This is a genomic window from Streptomyces sp. NPDC085944 (assembly GCF_040686295.1).
Taxonomy (GTDB): Bacteria; Actinomycetota; Actinomycetes; order Streptomycetales; family Streptomycetaceae; genus Streptomyces; species Streptomyces salinarius.
Genome location: NZ_JBFBJX010000004.1, coordinates 220,340 through 239,545 on the forward strand (window position 1 = coordinate 220,340; position 19,206 = coordinate 239,545).

At 72.2% G+C, this 19,206-nt stretch carries 17 protein-coding genes; 13 read left to right on the forward strand and 4 right to left on the reverse strand.

Annotation, left to right across the window (positions count from 1 at the left end):
- A complete protein-coding gene (locus tag AB0P07_RS09645) occupies positions 1-831 on the reverse strand; it encodes an SDR family oxidoreductase (RefSeq protein ID WP_365547526.1) in 831 nt (276 codons plus the stop codon).
- A gap of 131 nt (positions 832-962) precedes the next feature.
- Between AB0P07_RS09645 and AB0P07_RS09650 the strand changes: the two genes are divergently transcribed.
- The 5 genes from AB0P07_RS09650 (at position 963) to AB0P07_RS09670 (ending at position 8,017) form a co-directional block, all read left to right on the forward strand.
- Positions 963-1,394, forward strand: a complete 432-nt coding sequence (locus AB0P07_RS09650) for a MarR family winged helix-turn-helix transcriptional regulator (RefSeq protein WP_365547529.1) — start codon at positions 963-965, stop codon at positions 1,392-1,394.
- Between the two features lie 238 nt (positions 1,395-1,632).
- The gene (locus tag AB0P07_RS09655) at positions 1,633-2,907 is read left to right on the forward strand and encodes a PQQ-binding-like beta-propeller repeat protein (RefSeq protein WP_365547532.1); all 1,275 of its coding nucleotides are present in this window, start codon (positions 1,633-1,635) and stop codon (positions 2,905-2,907) included.
- A gap of 556 nt (positions 2,908-3,463) precedes the next feature.
- Positions 3,464-5,161, forward strand: coding sequence for a hypothetical protein (locus AB0P07_RS09660; protein WP_365548125.1), 1,698 nt, complete (start codon positions 3,464-3,466; stop codon positions 5,159-5,161).
- Between the two features lie 49 nt (positions 5,162-5,210).
- A complete protein-coding gene (locus tag AB0P07_RS09665; protein ID WP_365547534.1) occupies positions 5,211-5,933 on the forward strand; it encodes a hypothetical protein in 723 nt (240 codons plus the stop codon).
- On the forward strand, positions 5,930-8,017 hold the full coding sequence (locus AB0P07_RS09670; RefSeq protein ID WP_365547537.1) for an Hsp70 family protein: 2,088 nt from the start codon (positions 5,930-5,932) through the stop codon (positions 8,015-8,017). Before AB0P07_RS09665 ends, AB0P07_RS09670 begins: the two co-directional genes overlap by 4 nt.
- A gap of 34 nt (positions 8,018-8,051) precedes the next feature.
- Here the strand turns inward: AB0P07_RS09670 and AB0P07_RS09675 are convergent, their stop codons facing one another.
- Together AB0P07_RS09675 and AB0P07_RS09680 are read right to left on the reverse strand one after the other, a co-directional pair.
- On the reverse strand, positions 8,052-8,273 hold the full coding sequence (locus AB0P07_RS09675) for a hypothetical protein (protein ID WP_365547540.1): 222 nt from the start codon (positions 8,271-8,273) through the stop codon (positions 8,052-8,054).
- Positions 8,270-8,608: a hypothetical protein gene (locus AB0P07_RS09680; protein WP_365547543.1), complete on the reverse strand. Its 339-nt coding sequence runs from the start codon at positions 8,606-8,608 to the stop codon at positions 8,270-8,272. Before AB0P07_RS09680 ends, AB0P07_RS09675 begins: the two co-directional genes overlap by 4 nt.
- Before the next feature lie 254 nt (positions 8,609-8,862).
- Here AB0P07_RS09680 and AB0P07_RS09685 point away from each other — a divergent pair, with 254 nt between their 5' ends.
- From AB0P07_RS09685 to AB0P07_RS09700, 4 genes are all read left to right on the forward strand, one after another.
- Positions 8,863-9,360: a GNAT family N-acetyltransferase gene (locus AB0P07_RS09685; protein ID WP_365548128.1), complete on the forward strand. Its 498-nt coding sequence runs from the start codon at positions 8,863-8,865 to the stop codon at positions 9,358-9,360.
- An 89-nt stretch (positions 9,361-9,449) separates the two neighbouring features.
- Entirely contained in the window at positions 9,450-10,961 is a 1,512-nt protein-coding gene (locus AB0P07_RS09690; RefSeq protein WP_365547546.1) for an ABC transporter substrate-binding protein, read from the forward strand.
- Positions 10,962-10,964: 3 nt separating this feature from the next.
- A complete protein-coding gene (locus tag AB0P07_RS09695) occupies positions 10,965-12,773 on the forward strand; it encodes an ABC transporter permease subunit (RefSeq protein WP_365547549.1) in 1,809 nt (602 codons plus the stop codon).
- A gap of 1 nt (position 12,774) precedes the next feature.
- On the forward strand, positions 12,775-14,175 hold the full coding sequence (locus AB0P07_RS09700) for an MFS transporter (protein WP_365547551.1): 1,401 nt from the start codon (positions 12,775-12,777) through the stop codon (positions 14,173-14,175).
- A 128-nt stretch (positions 14,176-14,303) separates the two neighbouring features.
- On the opposite strand, the gene AB0P07_RS09705 is transcribed toward AB0P07_RS09700, so the two are convergent.
- The gene (locus AB0P07_RS09705; protein ID WP_365547554.1) at positions 14,304-15,080 is read right to left on the reverse strand and encodes a CDP-alcohol phosphatidyltransferase family protein; all 777 of its coding nucleotides are present in this window, start codon (positions 15,078-15,080) and stop codon (positions 14,304-14,306) included.
- A 109-nt stretch (positions 15,081-15,189) separates the two neighbouring features.
- Between AB0P07_RS09705 and AB0P07_RS09710 the strand changes: the two genes are divergently transcribed.
- The 4 genes from AB0P07_RS09710 (at position 15,190) to AB0P07_RS09725 (ending at position 19,196) form a co-directional block, all read left to right on the forward strand.
- Positions 15,190-16,200, forward strand: coding sequence for a zinc-binding alcohol dehydrogenase (locus AB0P07_RS09710; protein ID WP_365547556.1), 1,011 nt, complete (start codon positions 15,190-15,192; stop codon positions 16,198-16,200).
- A 115-nt stretch (positions 16,201-16,315) separates the two neighbouring features.
- A complete protein-coding gene (locus AB0P07_RS09715; RefSeq protein WP_365547559.1) occupies positions 16,316-16,714 on the forward strand; it encodes a 6-carboxytetrahydropterin synthase in 399 nt (132 codons plus the stop codon).
- A gap of 20 nt (positions 16,715-16,734) precedes the next feature.
- Positions 16,735-17,919 (forward strand): glycosyltransferase family 4 protein, encoded by a 1,185-nt coding sequence (locus tag AB0P07_RS09720; protein WP_365548130.1) that lies wholly within the window; start codon positions 16,735-16,737, stop codon positions 17,917-17,919.
- 272 nt (positions 17,920-18,191) lie between these two features.
- Positions 18,192-19,196 carry a class I SAM-dependent methyltransferase gene (locus AB0P07_RS09725; RefSeq protein WP_365547562.1) on the forward strand — a complete coding sequence of 335 codons (1,005 nt, stop codon included), beginning with the start codon at positions 18,192-18,194 and terminating at the stop codon, positions 19,194-19,196.
- The last annotated feature ends 10 nt before the right edge of the window (positions 19,197-19,206 follow it).

Sequence of the window (19,206 nt, forward strand, 5' to 3'; positions counted from 1 at the left end):
TCACTGCCCCGGCGTGGCGGCGGGATCGCGATCGCTGACGTCGCGGAACCCCAGTCGGCGGTTGAGGGCGCCCGTGACCCGCGTGACCGCGGTGCGAGGCAGCACCCTCGACGCCCAGACCCCGACGCGCTGGGACGCACGCCCGGGGAAGGAGACGGCCCGGCCCCGGGCGAAGTCGTCGAGCGTCCTGGCTGCCACGTCGGCGGGAGCATCCGTGAACTTGGGGTTCATGGACGCGGTCGTCCGGTCGAAGAACCCCGTGGCGGTGGCTCCCGGGTGGGCCGCCATCACGCGTACGCCGGTGCCGCGTACCTCCTCGGCCACCGCCTCGGTGAACGACAGCACGAACGCCTTGGTGGCGGCGTAGCTCGCCTGGTACGGCATGGGCTGGAAGGCGGCGGTGGAGGCGATGTTGACGATGCCGCCGCGGCCGCGTTCGACCATGCGGGCGCCCAGGAGGTGGACCAGTCCGACCAAGGCGGTGACGTTCACGTCGACGGACTGGAGGTTGGGCGCGAGGGGCCGGCCGAGAAACGGACCCACGGCCCCCATCCCGGCGTTGTTGACCAGGAGATCCACGTCCAGGCCGAGTCCGTCGACGGCGTCGAGGACCCGCTGCGGCGACCGCCGGTCGGACAGGTCCGCGGCGATCACGTCGACGCGGACGGCATGCGCGGCCCGGATCTCCTCGGCGAGGGCGTGCAGCGCGTCGGCCGAGCGGGCGACGAGAACCAAGTGCGCCCCCCGGGAAGCGAGTTCGCGTGCATAGGCCTCGCCCAGCCCCTTGGACGCGCCGGTGACCAGGGCGGTGGTGTTCGTGTACTCGTGCATGGGGGAGCGCTTTCTGTGTGGCTGGATGAGGGCATGGAACGGCCCAAGGAGAGATGGTTCGAGTCTCGAAGCAAGTGACGCCAACATACATACACTTCGAGGCTCGAAGTAAGTGGGCGTACGATGAGTCCATGACGCGAAGCACCCTCGAGTCGGTGGTGGCGGCGAACCACGAGCTCTTTATGCGGACCGGCGACCGGATCGAGGCCGTTCTGGCGGAGCACGGCCTGACCCCCGCGACCGCTCAGGCCCTCTGGGCCATCGACCCGGACCAGACGCCGCCCTCGATGAAGACACTGGCCGGCCGCCTGTACTGCAACGCGCCCAACCTCAGCTTCGTCATGAACCAGCTCACCGACCGCGGCCTGGTGGAACGCTCTGCCGACCCCGCCGACCGCCGCTCACGCGTGGTGGCCCTGACCGACGACGGGCGCCGCGTGCGGGCGGCTGTCATCGAGGCGACGCTGGCACTGACGCCCTTCGCGCGGCTGGGGGACGAGGAGCTGCGCAAGCTGGTGGACCTCCTGGGAAAGGCCCTTGACCCGGCTGCGGAGGGGGCCTGAGATCAGGCGGGGCGGCCGCCCGCGGCACCGTCTGAGGTGCGTGAGGTGCGTGAGGTGGGTCCGCGAGTAGTTGTCTCGATTGCTTCACGGTGCTGTCGCGGTTGGGATCTGGCGATGTGTACCGCACGGGAGCCCGGCTAACGTCCTGGTCGCAGAGGCACACGCCTGTATGTCCGGTACGGCGTGGGCTCCTGTTCGGGTTCCGGCACTGACGCATCACACCACGGGGGTACGGCACATGGTCAGACGAGACAGCGGGTCGGACGACAGAACACCTGGAGCCTTCGGTGCTCCTTCCCGGCGGCGTGTACTGCGCTTGGCCGGCGGCGGTCTCTCGCTGGCGGCGCTGGCCGTCGGCACGGTCGGCTGCGACGAGGACTCCGTGGACGTAGAGGACCCGGGAAGCACCGGCGGTGACGAGCCGAAGGGCGGCGGCAAGGGCTCCGGCGACGGTGGTGACGTCGGCGAGAAGGGGCAGGCTCCGAAACCGCTGTGGACGAAGCCGACCTCGGCCGAGACCTACGGGGACAACGACGAGCTGGTGGCCGCGGGCGGCGTCGTGATCGCCAGCGGCAGCCCGCTGGCCGCCCTCGACGCCGCGACCGGCGGGCAGAAGTGGTCCCTGCCGGGTGGTGCCGTCCCCGGCGCACCTCTGCTGCTCGGCAAGGACACCCTGTACCTGGCCAGCAGCGACTACGACGGCTCCGTCATCGGATACGCCCCGGCCTCCGGCAAGGAGACCTGGCGCAGCCGCCTGGGCAAGGAGTACCGGCAGCCGCAACCGATCGCGGTGGACGAGGAGCAGGTGTACGTCGTCGCCGAGATCCTCGAGAGGGACGGCTCGTCCAAGACCAACGTCATCGCCGCCCTCAACAGCACCACGGGCAGGATCGTCTGGAAGGAACAGCGCGACGTCGGCACCGAGCAGAACGGCATCCACGCCGCCGTCCGGGGCCGCCACCTCGTCTACACCGACTTCAAGAAGAACCTCACCGTGCGCGACACCGCGAGCGGCGCGCAGGTGTGGACGCACAAGACGGCCAAGACGAACTACGGCTTCTTCACGGTCCACCAGGACCTGGTCATCGTCCCCCAAGGGAACGTGCTCCAGGCCTTCAACCTGGCCGACGGCAAGGAGAAGTGGTCCCTGGAAGCGTCGGACGGGGCCCTCTTCCGCGAACCGGCCGCACTGGAGGACGTGCTCTACGTCGCCGACAGCGCGAGGACCATGTGGGCCGTGGAGCCGCGCGCCGGCAAACAGCTCTGGAAGTCCGAGGCCCTCGCGGACGCCGGGCTCCAGGTGCCACGGCAGTACGTCAAGGCGGGCGACACCCTCTACGGCGCCACGGACCTGGACAAGCAGGGCGGCATCATCGCCATCGACGCGCGGACCGGCGCCGTGCGCTGGACGTTCAACGACAAGACGGGCGACTACCACGCCTGGCTGGTGGCAACCGACGGCAAACGCGTCTTCGCCCTGCACGGCAAGAAGCTGCACGCGCTGCCGGTGTAGCTACCCGTAGGGCGGACCGCTGGGGTGATCAGGGACACAAGTGCAGATCACCCGTGGCGGGCAATCCGGGCAGCGCGGACACAAAGCGGTCGCGCTGCCCGGCGGTGGTGCCCACCACGCATCACAAAGGCCTGAATCAGGACGGGGCCAGAACTTCGGCGAACAGTGAAGTCCGTCGTGCCTACGCCGACGCGGGAAGTGCAGGGAACACGTAGACGGCGAGTACCTCGTCGGCGAGGACATCAAGGCCGGCACGTACAAGACGGCCGGGCCCGAGGACGAGTTCGGCTGCTACTGGGAGCGGGCCAAGGACGCCAGCGGCGAGTTCGGCTCGATCATCGCCAACAACAATCTGGAAGGCACCGGGCGGGTGACCCTCAACAAGGGCGAGTACTTCAAGACCAACCGGTGCCAGGAGTGGAAGCGGGTCGGCTGAGGCGGGCAGGGCCCGCCCAGGGGGACACACGGCCTGGCGGGCAGGTCACCTGCGCATATGGATTCCGGGGGAGGGGTAGGTGAAGTTTCTGTGCGCGGCTACTCTGTCGGCGTGTACGACATGACGGACCCGGTCGCCGCCCGCCGAGCGGCGATAGCCGCCGAGAAGGAGCGCCTGGCGAGAGCGCGGGAGCGCCGCGGCCGCGAGCCCGCCGGAGCGAACGGCTTCGCCCAACGGAAATGGCGTTGGCTCGGTGTCAACGGCGGTGAGGCCGTCGAGGCCGTGCTGGCGATGCTGCGTGACATCGTCGAGGTGCCCGCACTGACGGATGATCAACGCGACACGTTGACCCGGGCTGTCGCCGGGAGTCCCGACCGCGAGGCGCTGCTTCCTGCGGTCCGTGCGGGACTCGCGACTCTGAAGCCGGAAGAGGTCCTCGGGCACCTGCGTGCTCTGTGGGCCGCCGAGGTGCGCTGGCTCAACGCGCCCGGATCGGAGCGGTGCCGGATCCTGTGCTCGACCGCGCCCGGCCGCGAGCTGGTCGGCACCAGGTCCCGCGCGGTGTCGGGCGGGCCCGCGTTCTCCCTGTTCGCCACCGCCGCCACCCGGGGCGCGATCCCCGTACCGAACGCGGTCCTGGCCCAAGTCCTCCCCTGGGCGCCGCTGTCGGTCCTCGACGATCTCGTGGACCACGGTGGTCTGATGGCCGAGGACGGACCCTGGCAGGCGCGTGACGGCAACGAAGCGCTGTATCTGCGCGCACGCCTGGCTCCCAAGTCGGTCGATCCGCACGAGGCCGAGCGACTCGGATGGCACGGCATGCTGCGCCGACGGGCGTTCCTGGCGGACGAGACCATCGTGCGGCAGGAACCCGAGGACGTCTGGGACCTGTTGTACGTCGTGGTCAGGGACCTTCAGCTGTCGTCCCTGGACGCCTTGGACGCGGCGCTGCCGCGTGCCCAGCAGATCGAGTTGCGCGACCTCAGATCCGGTGCGTTCGTCGGGCAGTGGGACGGCGACACCGTCCGCGACGAAGGACTGTGGAAGCTGATGGCCGCACTGTGGCGGCCGACCGCGCCCGTCGATCCGCGACGCAGCGACTTCTACGCGCTGGTCGCGCTCAACCGGGCGTACGACCTGCTGAGGTCCGGCGATCTGGAAGGGGCCCGCCGCCAGGCCGACTCCTTCGTGAGGGAACGGACGAACGGCCCGTCGCTGCCCACCGGCCTCATGGACGAGGCGTACACGATCGCCGCGTACCTCGCCGCGGTCACCTCGACCGACGTCGAGAACGAGCGGGCCGCGAGGGAACAACTGGGCCTCGCGCAGACATACGCGCAGAAGGCGGCGGCGAACGGCGATCCCGTCGCCGAGCGCAACCTCGCGCACGTGCGTACGTGGAGGAGTACGACGAAGAACAAGCGGGGTGAGATGGCGAACCCCTTCATCGAACTCGGTCTCGACCATGGAGCGCAAGGCTGGGAACGGCACTGCCGAGACCTCTTCCGTCAGTACGAACACGAGGCCGACCAGGCGGCGCAGGCCCGACTCAACCGGGCGGAGGGCCGCATCCAGGATGCCGAGCGGCACGAGGCCGGGTACGACGTCTTCTTCCAGGTGCCCCTCGACCGCGCCCGCTACGAGTTGCCCGACGCGGTGCCCAGAAGACTCGTGCCGCCGCTGGAGCCGATGCCACGCCGTACCGCCCTCACCAGTGGCGCGGACCTCGAGTCCATCCGGGCGCTCGCGGCCGTCGAACTGCTCGACGACTTCCGCAGCACCGCACCCCACCTCGACCGTCACGGTCCCACCCGTTGACGGCCTCTTCCGACAGAACGCACGACGGTGAGCGAGGCGCAACCAGTCCATGGCCGGGAACAGGAAGACCACGGAACGCCGTGGTGAGAAGAGAGTCAAGCTCCCCAAGAACGAGCGTGCTCATCGCCCCTGCCCGCACTGCGGGCAGATACAGCCGGGCAGCAACCACACGGATGCGCCGCACAAACCCAGCGGACTGATGCGCCGCAGGGCGAAGCGGCAACAGTTGTCCGAGCCGTCCGCTGTGGCGGATGTCCAGGCAATGCCCGTGGAGCAGGAGTCGACCGACGCCGAGCGGTCCGCCGCCGTGACCGTCCAGGCAGCGCCCGAAGTGCTGGAGCCCGTCGACGCCAAGACGCTCATCCAGGGAGTGGTCGAACGGATCCCCGCTGCTCTGGCGGCCACGGCCGTCGGCGACGTCGTCCCGGCCACCGGGCTCAACGTTGCCGTGCGGAAAGCCGTCTTGGACGAGTTCCGGACGCGCACCCAGTTCGCCGGGCGGCTCGCGGAGATCGACGCACTGCTGTGGGCCCAGCCGGACCATGGCGGTGAGCTCGTCAACGGCACTCTGGAAGACCATTTGCGACAGTTGCGTCTTCGCAGGGTGACCGAGCCGGAGGAGGAGGGGCAGTTCGTCGTCACGGAAGGCGAGGGCGATCGCTTCGAAGTCCTGCGTCCGGCCTACCTGGACGAACTGACCGGCAAGGTTCTGCTGTCCGGGCACCTGCGGAGGGTTCCCGCGGGTGACAGCTTTGTGGGGGAAGAAGAGTGACGACCGGCATCGACTTCGGCACCACCAACTCGGTTGCCGCCCAGTGGAACGGCGAGTACGTCGAAATCCTTGAACTCGGTGGCCAGGGCCTTGATGCGGACTGGGAACGGCCCGGCTTCGAGAAGCTCTACCCGTCGGTGGTGGGCACCAGTTCCCTCCGCACAGGGGCCTTGTTCGGCTGGGAAGCCAAACTGCGGTCAGAGGAGGCCGTCGAGGCGTGCAAGCGGCTGCTGCGCGACGAACCACTCGTCACGGTCGGCGGTCGGCGATTCGCCGCCACCACGGCAGCCGCCGGCGTGTTCCGTTCGATGGCCACCGCCGCCGAGGAAGAAGCCGCGACGGAGATCGGTGAGGCCGTGATCACCGTGCCGGCGAACGCCACCGGAGCGGCTCGCTTCCGTACTCGCGAAGCGGCGCGGGCGGCGGGCATCGCCGTCAAGACACTGCTCAACGAGCCCACGGCCGCCGCCATCGCCTACGCGCACACCATGGAGGAGGACGGAGAGTTCCTCGTCTTCGACTGGGGCGGCGGAACCATGGACGCCACCCTGCTGCTGCACGACGACGGCTTCTTCGACGAGAAGGCCAGCCGTGGCGTCAACATGCTCGGCGGCCTGGAGATCGACGCGCGACTGCGCCGCATGGTGCTCGACCGGGCACCCGCGCGCAGGACCTGGTCCGAGTCCGAACAGCGGCAGTTCGCCCTCGACATCGAGCGCAACAAGATCCTCCTGTCGACCCAGGAGTCCGTGCGCATCACGACTCCGGACGGCATCGCCGTGGAGATCGGCCAGGACGAGTTCTCCGCCGCGATCCAGGACCTCATCAGCCGGGCTCTGGACCCGGTCGAGGAGTGCCTCGACCAGGCGCGTATCGACCCGAGCGAGCTCAAGGCCGTGCTGATGATCGGCGGAAGCAGCCAGATCCCCGCCGTGCGCGACGCCGTGGCGGAAGCGTTGGACTGCGAACTCGTCGGCGCGGACCTCTGCCATCCGATGACGGCGGTCGCCGAGGGCGCTGCGATCTGCGCGGCCGCCATGGACGGAGAGCTGAAGAGCATCATCCGCGTCGTCAACACGCACGCTCTGGGCACCATCACCAAGGACCAGCACGGAAAGCGGGAGTTCAGCTCCCTGATCGATCGCAACCAGCGCCTCCCGCAGCAGCGGAAGAAGTCCTACCAGCCGTCCAGGGACGGCGTGTCCAAACTGACCGTCGAGGTGTGGGAAGGCGACCCCGACCGCCCCGTCGACCACCCCGACAACGTCAAACTCACCGAACTCGTCCTCACCTACCCGCCGCAGCACTCGCGGGCGGCCGAGGACGGCGCGTTCGACCTGGAGTACACCTACAGCAAGGAGGGTCTGCTGACGGTGAAGGCCACGCTCCAGAAGACGGGGTACCCCGTGCTCGACGGAGAAGTGCGGGTCTTCGGCGACAGCGCCGTCCCGCCGGAGATCAAGAACGAGTTGCAGAAGCTCTTCTCGCTCCGCACGACAGGACGGGAGGCGCCCAGGCCGACGCATCCGCAGCCGTTGGTGACACACAGGGCCGAGGGGCGGACCGGCAGTGCATCGGCGCGCAGGCCGACGCCTGCTTCGCTGCCCAAGTCCGTCACGGCCGGCAAGAAACCTGCTGCCCTGGTCGTGGACGGCTCGAACCTCGCGTGGAACGGCCGCCCGCCTCGTTCCGCAGGCGGGCGGCCGAGTTTCCAGGCCTTGCAGGCCGCCATCAAGTCACTTCGGTTCAAGAACCCCGAGCGGGACATCCATGTCGTCGTCGACGCCACCCTCCGACACGATGTCGTGCCGGAGGAACGAGCGCTGGTCGAGGAGGCGATCGCCGCAGGCACCGTGGTGCAGCCCCCGGCGGGCACCGAGGGCCGCGGCGACGCCTTGGTGATCAGCATTGCGGACGAGATCGCCGGAGTGATCGTCTCCAACGACAATTTCGCACCTTTCCAGAAGGCCAATCCTTGGCTCCTGGATGACGGCCGGGTGCTGGGCGCCACACACTCCCAGGGACTCTGGGTCTTCAACAAGCGCAGGCCCAATGCTGCCGTCCCGGCAGGACGTCGCCGCTGACACCGGTCTCTCCGGTGGTCGGAGGTGCGAACCTTCAGCCCGTCCGTAGGACTCTGTAGCGGACGGGCCAGTCCTCCACCTTCACCAGCAGACCTTCGCTCGCGAGGTCCCGCAGGATCCTGCGGGTGTGCTTCGGATCGGGATCGTGCCCTGTGTCGCGCAGGGCACGGAGTCCGCGCTCGGTGTCCCAGAGCCCGCCGAACGTACGTACCGCCTTCTCGAGGTCGGCGCGCTGGCTGGTGGAGTCTTCCCTCACCGTGTCGCTCCTCCGGTCTGCTCGGCGGTGGGGGCGGTCGAGTGCGCCTTCTTCGTGTGGTTGGCGATGCTCGCCGGTGCGCCGACGTAGTCACAGGATCCGCACTTCCGCCACGCTCCCTCGGACACGGCTCGTGCGCTCACCGAGTGGCCGGGGCCGTACCCGTGGCCGTGCAGCAACTGAGCCACGGACGAGCCGTATTCGACCGCGAGGAGGGCCGCCTCGGCCACTTTGTCGTGGCCCGGTGCGAAGAAGGAACCGGGGCCGGTCTTTTTGGCGCAGCCGCACCAGCAGGTGCCGGTGGGAGTGAGGTGGGGAAGGGGTTTCGTCGTCATGGCGTCACCGTAGATCAGTGAACAAGATGTGCCCGGTCCCTTGCCCTTTTTTAATCTCGGCTCCGGTGCGTTGCTTCCGGAACCGGGCCAAGAGGGAGGACACCGCCGCAAGTACGACCACAGCGGGCGCGTTGTCCCACAGCCCGCCCCTAGCTGACCAGCACCGAGTCGCTACTGCATATGATGCGCAAGTGCGCACCGACTACACCATCCGAACCGCCACCCCCGCCGACGTGGCCCCCGCCCGGGCCGTCATGCTCGACACCGTCTACCGGGACTTCCGCACCGGTTACGTCCCCCGCTGGCACGGTGATGTCATCGACCCGGCCGGGGCCTATCTGGCCCCCGCCCGGCACACCCTCCTCGTTGCCGTGGACGCGGGCGGTGAGGTCGTCGCCACCGGGGCTCTCGACTCGCGGGGGCCCGCGCACCCCCCGAACCCCGCGCATGTCGCCGAGCGGTACCCCTCCGGTGTGACCGCGCAGTTGCGGCGGGTGTATGTGCGGCCCGAGCATCGGCGGCGGGGGCTCGCGCGTCGGCTTGTCGACGAGTTGCTGGCGTTCGCTGCCGCCGACGGGGGATACCGGGCCGTGTATCTGCACACCGACCCCGCCGTCGAAGGGGCCGAGCCGTTCTGGCGGTCGTTGGCCAAGGTCGTGCACGACGAGCGGGAGGACGCGGGGGGCGGGCAGGGCATCGTGCACTTCGATGTTCCCCTGGTCGTCTCCCGTGTGGCCGTCTCGCGTGATTGAGTAGGCATGAAAATCATTTCCATGTAGGGTCTCGGTGTGCTGCCGCACACCCGTCTGCCCGCCCGTCTGAAACGATCGATCCGAGGACCATGCGCTCCCACCGCCGCCCCCGGCTGCTCGCCCCCCTCCTGCTCGCCCCGCTCATGGCCGGCTGCTTCGCCTCCGGTGGTGGCGACGACTCCGCGTCCGGTGACGGTGGCGACGGCGACGGTGCCCGGCTCCGCGTCGCCCTCGCCTTCCCGCCCACCGAGAACCTGTCACCGTACGGCGCCGACGCCACCCTGCTCAGCCGGCTCGGGGTCACCGAAGGACTCACCGCGCTGGACGCCAACGGCTCCGCCGCGCCCGCGCTCGCCGAGTCCTGGCGGCGGGACGGGGACAAGGTCTGGGAGTTCACCCTCCGCGACGCCACCTTCCAGGACGGGGGCGAAGTGACCCCCGCCGCCGTGGCCGAGTCCCTCACGCACGCCACCGACGCCAAGCCCGCGCCCGCCGCCCTCGCCGGTGTCACCCTCCATGCCGAGGCGAGCGGTGACCGGGTCGTACGCGTCACCACGGACGAGCCCGACCCCGTGCTGCCGCTCCGGCTCTCCAGCCCCAGCCTCGCGATCCTGTCCAAGGACGCCTACGCGAAGGGCAGTCGGGTCGACCCCGTCGGCCACGCCACCGGCCCCTTCGAGCTGACCGAGGTCAACGGCGCCACCTCCGCCTCCCTCGACCGGTTCGACGACTACTGGGGCGGCCGCGCCCAGGCCTCCGGCATCGACGCCCGCTTCATCGCCGACGGCACCGCACGCGCCAACGCCCTGCGGACCGGCGAACTCGACATCGCCGAGGCCGTTCCCGTCGCCCAGGCCGCTTCGCTCGACGAGAAGAACCGGCGCGACACCGCCACCACCCGCACCACCAGCCTGCTCCTCAACGCCTCGTCGGGGACCTTCGAAGACGCCGGGCTGCGGGCCGCCGCCCGCGCCGCCCTCGACACCTCCGTGTTCGCCGAGGACGTCTACGAGGGATACGCCGATCCCGGTGCCGGGATCTACGGGCCCGCCGTCACCTGGGCGGAAGGGAAGCGGACCGCGCCCGTCGGACGTGCGGAGGTCAAGAAGCCCGGCAGCGGTGACACCATCACCCTCGCCACCTACGACAACCGGCCCGAGCTGCCTGAGGTCGCCCAGGTCGTCAAGCAGCAGCTGGAGAAGGCCGGGTTCACCGTCAAGCTCACCGTGCGGGAGTACTCGCGACTCGAAGGGGACGCGCTGGACGGGAAGTTCGACGCCTTCGTGCTCGCCAGGAACACCCTCCTCGACACCGGTGACCCCGTCGCCGTGCTCGCCGGCGACTACACCTGCGACGGCGGCTTCAACATCGCCCAGCTCTGCGACCAGGGCGTCGACCGCGCCGTCGCCGACGCCGAGAAGATCGCCGACACCGCGAAGCGGCAGGACGCCGCCATGGCCGCCGAGGCGCGCATCCTCGGCAGCGACGCCGTCGTGCCGCTCGTGCACCAGCGGATCATCACCGGTGTCGCCGACTCCGTGCAGGGCGTCGTCCTCGACCCGTACGAGCGCACCCTCGTCGGCACCGGCACCCGGCGCTGAACCATGTGGCAGCGGGTGGCAGGCGCGGGGTGGCGGACCCTCCTCGCCGTCGGGCTGGTGTGCGGGATCGGGCTGCTGCCCTGGCTCACGCACACCGACCCCGCGTACACCGTCCTCAAGGCGCGGTCCGCCGAGCGTGAGCCCACGCCCGAGGTGCTCGCCGACATCCGGCAGCAGCTCGGGATCGACGGCGGGCCCCTGCACGTACTCACCGGCTGGCTGGGCGGGCTCGTGCGCGGGGACGCCGGGCAGTCGTGGATCTCCGGCGCGGACGTCCTTCCCGAGGTGACGCGGGCGCTCGGCGCCTCGTTGCTGCTCATGGGCGTCGCGCTGCTCGTCGCCGTTCTCACGGCCGGGGTCATCTGCCTTCGCACCCTGCGGCTCGGGGCCCGGCGGCGGCTCGGCGGGCGGCGCGGTGGCGGGAGCGGGTCCGCCGTACTCGCCTCGCTGCCCGAGTTCCTCGTCGCCTCCGTGCTCGCCACCGTCGTCGGCGTGCAGCTGGGGTGGTTGCCCGCGCTGGGGTGGTACGGGCCCCAGTGGACCGTGCTGCCCGCGCTCGCCCTGGGGCTCCCCGCGGGGGCCGTGCTGGGGCGGCTGCTCGACGATCTGCTGCCCGGCGCCTTCGGCGAACCGTGGGCGCTGGCCGCCGCGGCCCGGGGGCTGACCGGGAGGTCCATCGCCCGTCAGGCCGTACGGCGGTGCGTGCCCGCGCTGCTGCCCAACCTCGGGCTGTTCGTCGTCGGGCTGACCGGCGGAGCCGTCGCCGTCGAGCAGGTCTTCGACATCCCGGGGCTCGGGCGGACCACCCTCCAGGCCGCCCTCGCCCAGGACCTGCCCGTGCTCCAGGCCGGCACCCTCGCCCTCGTCCTCCTCGCCGCGCTCGCGACCGGCGCCACCCGTGTCGCCGCCCGGCTGCTGACCGGGCCCGCGCTGCGGGACGGCGCCCTGTCCTCGCTGCACCGGCCCGCCCCGCCCGCCGGACGGCTGTTGCCGCTCACCTACGGTGCCCTGCTGGTCGCCGTCGTGGCGTTCGGGCTGGTCCGCGATCCGCTCGCCCTCGACACCGGGCAGCGACTGCGGGCGCCCTCCCCCGAGCATCCCTTCGGTACCGACGCCCTCGGACGCGACCTGCTCGCCCGCGTCGGCCACGGGGCGCTGGACACGCTGCTCCTCGCCGCCGCCATCAGCGCGGCCGCCCTGCTCGTGGGCGTGCTGCTCGGGCTCGTGCCCCGCGTCTCCGCGCCGCTCGTCGACACCGTCAACGCCGTACCGCCCGTGCTCGTCGCCCTCCTCGTCACCGCCGTCGCCGGCAGCGGTGCGGCCACGCCCGTGCTCGCCGTGGGAGCCGTCGCCTGGGCGCCGCTCGCCGTGCACACCTCCTCTCTGCTGCGGCAAGAGCGCGCCACCCTGCACATCACCGCCAGCAAGGGGCTGGGCGCGGGGCCGGCTCATCTGCTGCGGCACGAGTTGCTGCCCGCCGTGGTGCCGCCGGTCCTGCGGCACGCCCTGCTGCGGCTGCCCGGTGTCGCCCTCGCGCTCGCCTCACTCGGCTTCCTCGGCCTCGGCGCCCAGCCGCCGTCCCCCGAGTGGGGGCTGCTCCTCGCCGAGAACCAGCCGTACGCCGAGCGCGCCCCCTGGGCCGTCCTCGCCCCCGCCGCCGTACTCGCCCTGCTCGGCGCGCTGGCCGTCAGCGCGGCGGGCGGGCTGCGCCGACCGGTCCGCCGGGGCCCCTCACCCGCCGTCGACGGGGGCCCCGGTGCCGAGCGGCGGTCCGCGACGGCGACGGAGAGGGAGCCGGTCGGAGTCCGATGACATGACCTCCGCGTCCGCCGCGTCCGCCGCGTCCTCCGGGTCCGCCGCGTCCTCTTCGTCTCCCTCGTCCCCCTCCTCGCCCTCCACCGAGCGGTCCGTGCCGGTGTCCCGACGCCGTCGCACCGCACGGCTCACCACGCTCTCCACCCTCTCCCCACTGCTGCGGCTGCTCGTCCTCACCCAACTCGCCTTCAACATCGGCTTCTTCGCCGTCCTGCCCTTCCTGTCCGAGCACCTGGGGCAGTCCGTCGGCATGGCGGGGTGGCTGGTCGGGTTCGTGCTCGGGCTGCGGACCTTCAGCCAGCAGGGGCTCTTCGTGGTCGGCGGTGCGCTCGCCGACCGGTACGGCATCCGACCCGTCGTGCTGGCCGGGTGCTTCCTGCGGATCGCCGGGTTCGGGTGGCTCGGTTTCGCCGAGCGGACCTGGGCCGTCGTCGGTGCCGTGCTGCTGATCGGGTTCGCCGCCGCCCTCTTCTCGCCCGCCGTCGAGTCCGAGGTGGCCCGGCAGGCGGTCGTCTGGGAGGAGGCGGGGAGTGGCGACCGGACCCGGGTGCTCGCGCTGTTCACCGTCGCAGGGCAGGCCGGTGCCTTCGTCGGGCCGTTGTTGGGTGCGCTGCTGCTCGCCGTCGACTTCCGTGCCGCCTGCCTCGCCGGCGCCGGTGTCTTCGTGCTGGTCCTCGCCGGGCACGCCCGGCTGCTGCCGCAGCGCATCCCCGGGCGGGTCCAGGTCCGGGTCAAGGGCGGAGCGCGGCTGGTGCTGCGCAACCAGCGGTTCCTCGCGCTGTGTTGTGCCTACGGTGCCTACCTGCTCGCCTACAACCAGCTCTACCTCGCCCTGCCCGCCGAGGTGGAGCGGGCGGCCGGTTCGCAGGCGCCGCTGGCCTGGCTGTTCGCCCTGTCGTCACTGCTGGTGGTGACCGCGCAGTTGCCGGTGACCCGGTGGGCGGGGGAGCGGCTGGCGCCGCGCCGGTCGATGGTGGCCGGGCTGGTGCTGATCGCCGTCGGGTTCGCCGTCGTCGGCCTTGCCCGGCCCGCGGGGTGGACGGGGACGGGTGGGCTGGCGCCCGCCGCCGGGTTCGTCGTTCTGCTCACCCTCGGGCAGATGCTCGTCGCGCCCGTCGCCCGCGCCTGGGTCCCGGACCTCGCGGAGGAGGGGCGGCTCGGGCTGTACACGGGGGCGCTGTCCTCGGTCTCCGGGATCGTCGTGCTGGCCGGCAGCTCCGCGACCGGGCTGCTGCTGGACGCCGGGTTGCCGGTCGCCGTGCCGTGGCTGGTGCTGGCGGCCGTACCGCTGGTGGCGGTGGGGGTGCTGCCCCGGCGGCCGCAGCCGGTTCCACCGGATTCCTCGACGCCGGCCGCCCCCTCCCCGCCCGTGCCGCCGTCCTCGTCGAGCTCTTCCTAGCCTCGTGGCGTCGTCGGCGTCTCCGTCGGGCTGTTGCCGACCTTCACGGGCAATACATCCGGGGCGTCCACCGGACCGGCCGCTCACCGGGCTCACAGGGCGCACCGGGCTCACAGGGCGCAACAGGCTCACCGGGCGACGAGTTCCGGCACCGTCTCGGCCGGGGCGGCAGGCACCCGGGACCGCCGCCACAGCCACCGCACGTCCCGTCCGAACGACCACACCAGCAGGCCCAGCGCCACGGCCACCACTCCGGCGTTCGCGAGGCGCGGCAGCAGGTCCGCGCCCGCCAGGAGCAGCAGTACGCCCTGCAACGCGGCCACCGTCTTGCGGGCCGTGCTCGGCGGCAGCGGAGCGGTCAGCCACGGCCACACCCTGGCCGCCGCCACGAACACGTACCGCATGCCGCCGATCAGCAGCACCCACGGGCCCAGGTCCATGGCGACGTACACACTGAGCACCAGGATCAGGAACGCGTCGACCTCCATGTCGAAGCGCGCACCGAGCGGTGTGGACGTGCCGGTGCGACGGGCGACCCTGCCGTCCACGCCGTCCAGGATCAGGGCCACGGCCGTCAGGCCGACGAGCAGGGAGACCGGCGGCGCACTGCGGAAGGAGTCCGCGACCAGGGCGGTGACCCCGCCGACGAGAGCGGCCCGGCCGAGGGTGACCCGGTTGGCCGGACCGAACGACGGCAGGCGGGAGCGGTGCAGGGCCCGGGAGAGCACGGCCCAGCTCGCGAACGCGAACGCCAGGCCGGTCAGCCAGCCCGCCGTGCCCATGCCGATCGCGGTGCCGAGCAGCACCAGCAGCAGGAGCATCGCGCCCGCGCCCACCGCGGTCTCCTGCTGAACGGGCCTCGCGTCGTAGACGTCGTACGGGTCGTACGTGTTGTTCAGGGCCACCGAACACCCTCCGGCCGTGTGACAGAGTCGATCAACGCCGCTACCTTGTGCGCGGCTTGTGCATCCCTCGGTACGTGAGTGGCTTCCCGATCGTTCAGGAGGACTTTCCATGACCCGCACGGCACGTTCGTTCTGGCTCGAAGCGCCCGGCCGGGGTGCCGTCCGCGAGGTGGCGCTGCCGGTACCGGGCCCGGACGACGTGCTCGTGCGCACGCTCTTCAGCGGCGTGAGCCGGGGCACCGAGACCCTCGTCTTCGGCGGCCGGGTGCCCGAGAACCAGTACGCGGCGATGCGCGCGCCGTTCCAGGAGGGCGACTTCCCCGGACCGGTGAAGTACGGCTACCTCAACGTCGGTGTGGTGGAGGAGGGTCCGGAGCGTCTTGCCGGGCGCACCGTGTTCTGTCTCCACCCGCACCAGACCCGGTACGTCGTCCCGGCCGCCGCCGTCACCCCGGTGCCGCCCTCCGTCCCCGCCGGGCGGGCCGTGCTCGCCGGCACCGTCGAGACCGCCGTCAACGCGCTGTGGGACGCGGCGCCGCTGGTCGGCGACCGGATCACCGTGGTCGGCGGCGGCATGGTCGGCTGCTCGGTGGCCGCGCTGCTGGCCCGCTTCCCGGGTGTCCGGGTCGAGTTGGTCGACGCCGATCCCGGCCGGGCGGAGGTCGCCGCCGCGCTCGGTGTCGGCTTCGCGTCCCCCGCCGACGCCCTCGGCGACCGCGATCTCGTCGTGCACGCCAGCGCGACGGAGGCCGGGCTCGCACGGTCGCTGGAGCTGCTGCGGACCGAGGGCACCGTCGTCGAACTCAGCTGGTACGGCGACCGGCGCGTCGCCCTGCCCCTCGGCGAGGCCTTCCACTCCCGCCGCCTGACCCTGCGCGGCAGCCAGGTCGGCACCGTCTCCCCGGCCCGCGCCGCCACCCGCACCTACGCCGACCGGCTGGCCCTCGCCCTCGACCTGCTCGCCGACCCGGCGCTGGACACGCTCGTCACCGGCGAGTCCGCGTTCGCCGAACTGCCCGAGCTGATGCCCCGGTTGGCCTCCGGCGAGATCTCCGCACTGTGCCACCGGATCCGGTACGACGGGGAGGACACCGGGGCGGAGACCCGCGGCGGCGCCTGACCTTGAGAAAAGACGTACGGCCCACTGAACAGGGGAAGGCACTCGGCCGTAATAGACGGCACCCCGCGCCGCGACAGGCGGGGGACCAGACGTGCCACACCTGGAGGGTCGTCCGTTGTTCAGCATCACCGTCCGCGATCACATCATGATCGCCCACAGCTTCCGCGGCGACGTCTTCGGGCCCGCGCAGCGCCTGCACGGAGCGACGTTCCTGGTGGACGCCACCTTCCGGCGCGAGCAGCTGGACGAGGACAACATCGTCGTCGACATCGGACTGGCCACCCAGGAGCTGGGCGCCGTCGTCAGCGAGCTGAACTACCGCAACCTCGACAACGAACCGGACTTCGCCGGCGTCAACACCTCGACCGAGTTCCTCGCCAAGGTCATCGCCGACCGGCTGGCCGAGCGCGTGCACAAGGGCGCGCTCGGCGAGGGCGCCGAGGGCCTGGCCGGCCTCACCGTCACCCTGCACGAGTCGCACGTCGCCTGGGCGAGTTACGAGTGTGCGCTGTGACCGACACGTCCACCGAACCGGTGGTTCCCACGACGACGGCGCGCTCCCGTCTCGCCCACGTGCCCGCACAGACGCCGGCCGCCCCGAGGAACGGCGGAATCGTCCCCATGTCCCTGCGCTCCGTGCACTTCGTCATGCCCGGCGGCGTCGACGACCCGGCCGCCCCCAGCGGCGGCAACGCCTACGACCGCCGCGTGCGGCTGGACCTGCCCGGCTTCGGCTGGCGGGTGCGCGGGCTCCCCGTCGACGGGGCCTGGCCCCGGCCGGACGACGCCGCCCGCGCCGAACTCGCCCGGCTTCTGCGCCGGTTGCCGGACGGTGCCGTCGTCCTCCTCGACGGACTGGTCGCCTGCGGGGTGCCCGAGGTCGTCGTCCCGGAGGCGGAGCGGCTGCGCATGGCCGTCCTGGTCCATCTCCCGCTCGGCGACGAGACCGGCCTCGACCCCGCCGTCGCCGCCGACCTCGACGCGCGCGAGCGTGCGGTGCTGCGTGCCGTACCGGCGGTCGTCGCCACCAGCGACTGGGCCGTGCGCCGGCTCGTCGCCCACCATGGGCTCGACCCGGCCCGCGTCCACGTCGCCGCGCCCGGCGCCGACATCTCGCCCCTCGCGCCAGGCACCGACGGCGTCTCCCGGCTGGTGTGCGTCGCCGCCGTCACCCCGCGCAAGGGCCAGCACCGGCTCGTGGAGGCGCTGGCGGCGGTCGCCGACCTGCCGTGGAGCTGCGTGTGCGTCGGCGGGCTCGGGCACGACCCGGAGTACGTCGGGCGGCTGCGGTCGCTGATCGCGCGGCACGGTCTGGAGGAACGGCTGGTGCTCGCCGGACCGAGGTCGGGCACGGAGCTCGACGCCACCTACGCCACCGCCGACCTCATGGTCCTCACCTCGTACGCCGAGACGTACGGCATGGCGGTGACCGAGGCACTCGCGCGCGGCATCCCCGTACTGGCCACGGACGTCGGCGGCCTCCCGGAGGCGGTGGGGCGGGCGCCCGACGGCGGGGTGCCCGGCATCCTCGTTCCGCCGGAGGATCCCGTCGCGCTCGCCGCCGAACTGCGCGGCTGGTTCGGCGAGGCGGACGTACGGCGCCGGCTCAAGGCGGCGGCGAGAGGCCGCCGAGCGGCGCTGAACGGCTGGGCGGCCACCGCGCGGAGCCTTGCCGCCGTACTGCACCGACTGCCAAACGAACCGAGGGAGGCGGCATGAGGAAGACGACGGCACCGGCCGCGGGAGCCGTTCCGGCCCAGCCCGGGCCTCAGGAGGCCGCCGAGTCCACGAACGGGGTGATCCCCGGCGCCGGACCGACCGGCGACGGGCAGACGCCACGACCGACGCCACGCCCGCCGACGCCACGACCGGCGGAGCCGTTCGCGGGGCGACCGCGGGATCGGCGCGCGGACCCACCCGCCGGGCCCGCCCCGTCCGCCGGTCGGCCGGACGCCGGGTCCGCCGCCCGGCCCGGCGAGCACGCCGACCCGGTGGACACGCGCGACGGGGACGGGACCGACCGGCGGACCGAAGGTCCCGACGGTCCCGACGGCTCCGACAGCCCTGACGGCCCCGGTCGGGCCACGGCCGAGCGAGCTACGCTCCGCCTCCGCGAACCCGCCCCGGCCGAACCCACGCCCGCCGACCCCGGGCGCCCCGGCGATCCGCCGCGCTATGCGCCCGCGTGGCTGCGGCTCCGTGAGCCCGCGGATGCCGCCGCGCGGGCGCGTGATCTGCTCGATCCGCTCCGCATCCGCCTGGCCAACCTGCCGAGCCGGGCGGACGGGCTGGTCGTGCACGACCTGGGCTGCGGCACCGGTTCCATGGGACGTTGGCTCGCCCCGCTCCTCGACGGCGCCCAGCACTGGGTGCTCCACGACCGCGACCCCTACCTCCTGCACTTCGCCGCCGTCGGCGCCCCGCGTTCGGCGGCGGACGGGAGCCGTGTCACCGTCGAGACCCGGCGCGGTGATCTCGCCCGGCTCACGCCGGACGCGTTGGCCGGCGCCGGACTGGTCACGGCGTCCGCGCTGCTCGACGTGCTCACCGCCGAGGAGGTGGGCACCCTCGCCGCCGCCTGCGCCGCCGCCGGCTGCCCGGCCCTGCTGACGCTCTCCGTCGCCGGACGGGTCGAACTCGCCCCCACCCACCCCCTGGACGCCGAGATCACCGAGGCGTTCAACGACCACCAGCGGCGCACCGGCCTGCTCGGTCCCGACGCGGCGTCCTCGGCGGTGGAGGTCTTCACCGCGCACGGGGCCACCGTACGGGCGCACCCCAGCCCCTGGCGGCTGGGACCGGACGAGGCCGCGCTCGCCGAGCAGTGGCTGCGGGGCTGGGTCGCAGCGGCCGTGGAACAGCGGCCCGAACTGCGCGAGCCGGCCGAACGGTACCTGGAGGAGCGCCTCGCCGCCTGTGCAGCGGGGGAGTTGTGCGTCGTCGTCCACCACACCGACCTGCTGGCGCTGTGCCGGCCGACGGGCGGGGCCCCGTGAGCGCACCGAC

Excerpts from the sequence above, each read along its gene's own strand:
- AB0P07_RS09665 (WP_365547534.1), top strand. The coding sequence starts at position 5,211 with ATGGCCGGGAACAGGAAGACCACGGAACGCCGTGGTGAGAAGAGAGTC.
- AB0P07_RS09645 (WP_365547526.1), bottom strand. The coding sequence starts at position 831 with ATGCACGAGTACACGAACACCACCGCCCTGGTCACCGGCGCGTCCAAG.
- AB0P07_RS09690 (WP_365547546.1), top strand. The coding sequence starts at position 9,450 with ATGCGCTCCCACCGCCGCCCCCGGCTGCTCGCCCCCCTCCTGCTCGCC.
- AB0P07_RS09650 (WP_365547529.1), top strand. The coding sequence starts at position 963 with ATGACGCGAAGCACCCTCGAGTCGGTGGTGGCGGCGAACCACGAGCTC.
- AB0P07_RS09660 (WP_365548125.1), top strand. The coding sequence starts at position 3,464 with ATGACGGACCCGGTCGCCGCCCGCCGAGCGGCGATAGCCGCCGAGAAG.
- AB0P07_RS09695 (WP_365547549.1), top strand. The coding sequence starts at position 10,965 with ATGTGGCAGCGGGTGGCAGGCGCGGGGTGGCGGACCCTCCTCGCCGTC.
- AB0P07_RS09685 (WP_365548128.1), top strand. The coding sequence starts at position 8,863 with ATGCTCGACACCGTCTACCGGGACTTCCGCACCGGTTACGTCCCCCGC.
- AB0P07_RS09700 (WP_365547551.1), top strand. The coding sequence starts at position 12,775 with ATGACCTCCGCGTCCGCCGCGTCCGCCGCGTCCTCCGGGTCCGCCGCG.
- AB0P07_RS09680 (WP_365547543.1), bottom strand. The coding sequence starts at position 8,608 with ATGACGACGAAACCCCTTCCCCACCTCACTCCCACCGGCACCTGCTGG.
- AB0P07_RS09710 (WP_365547556.1), top strand. The coding sequence starts at position 15,190 with ATGACCCGCACGGCACGTTCGTTCTGGCTCGAAGCGCCCGGCCGGGGT.
- AB0P07_RS09655 (WP_365547532.1), top strand. The coding sequence starts at position 1,633 with ATGGTCAGACGAGACAGCGGGTCGGACGACAGAACACCTGGAGCCTTC.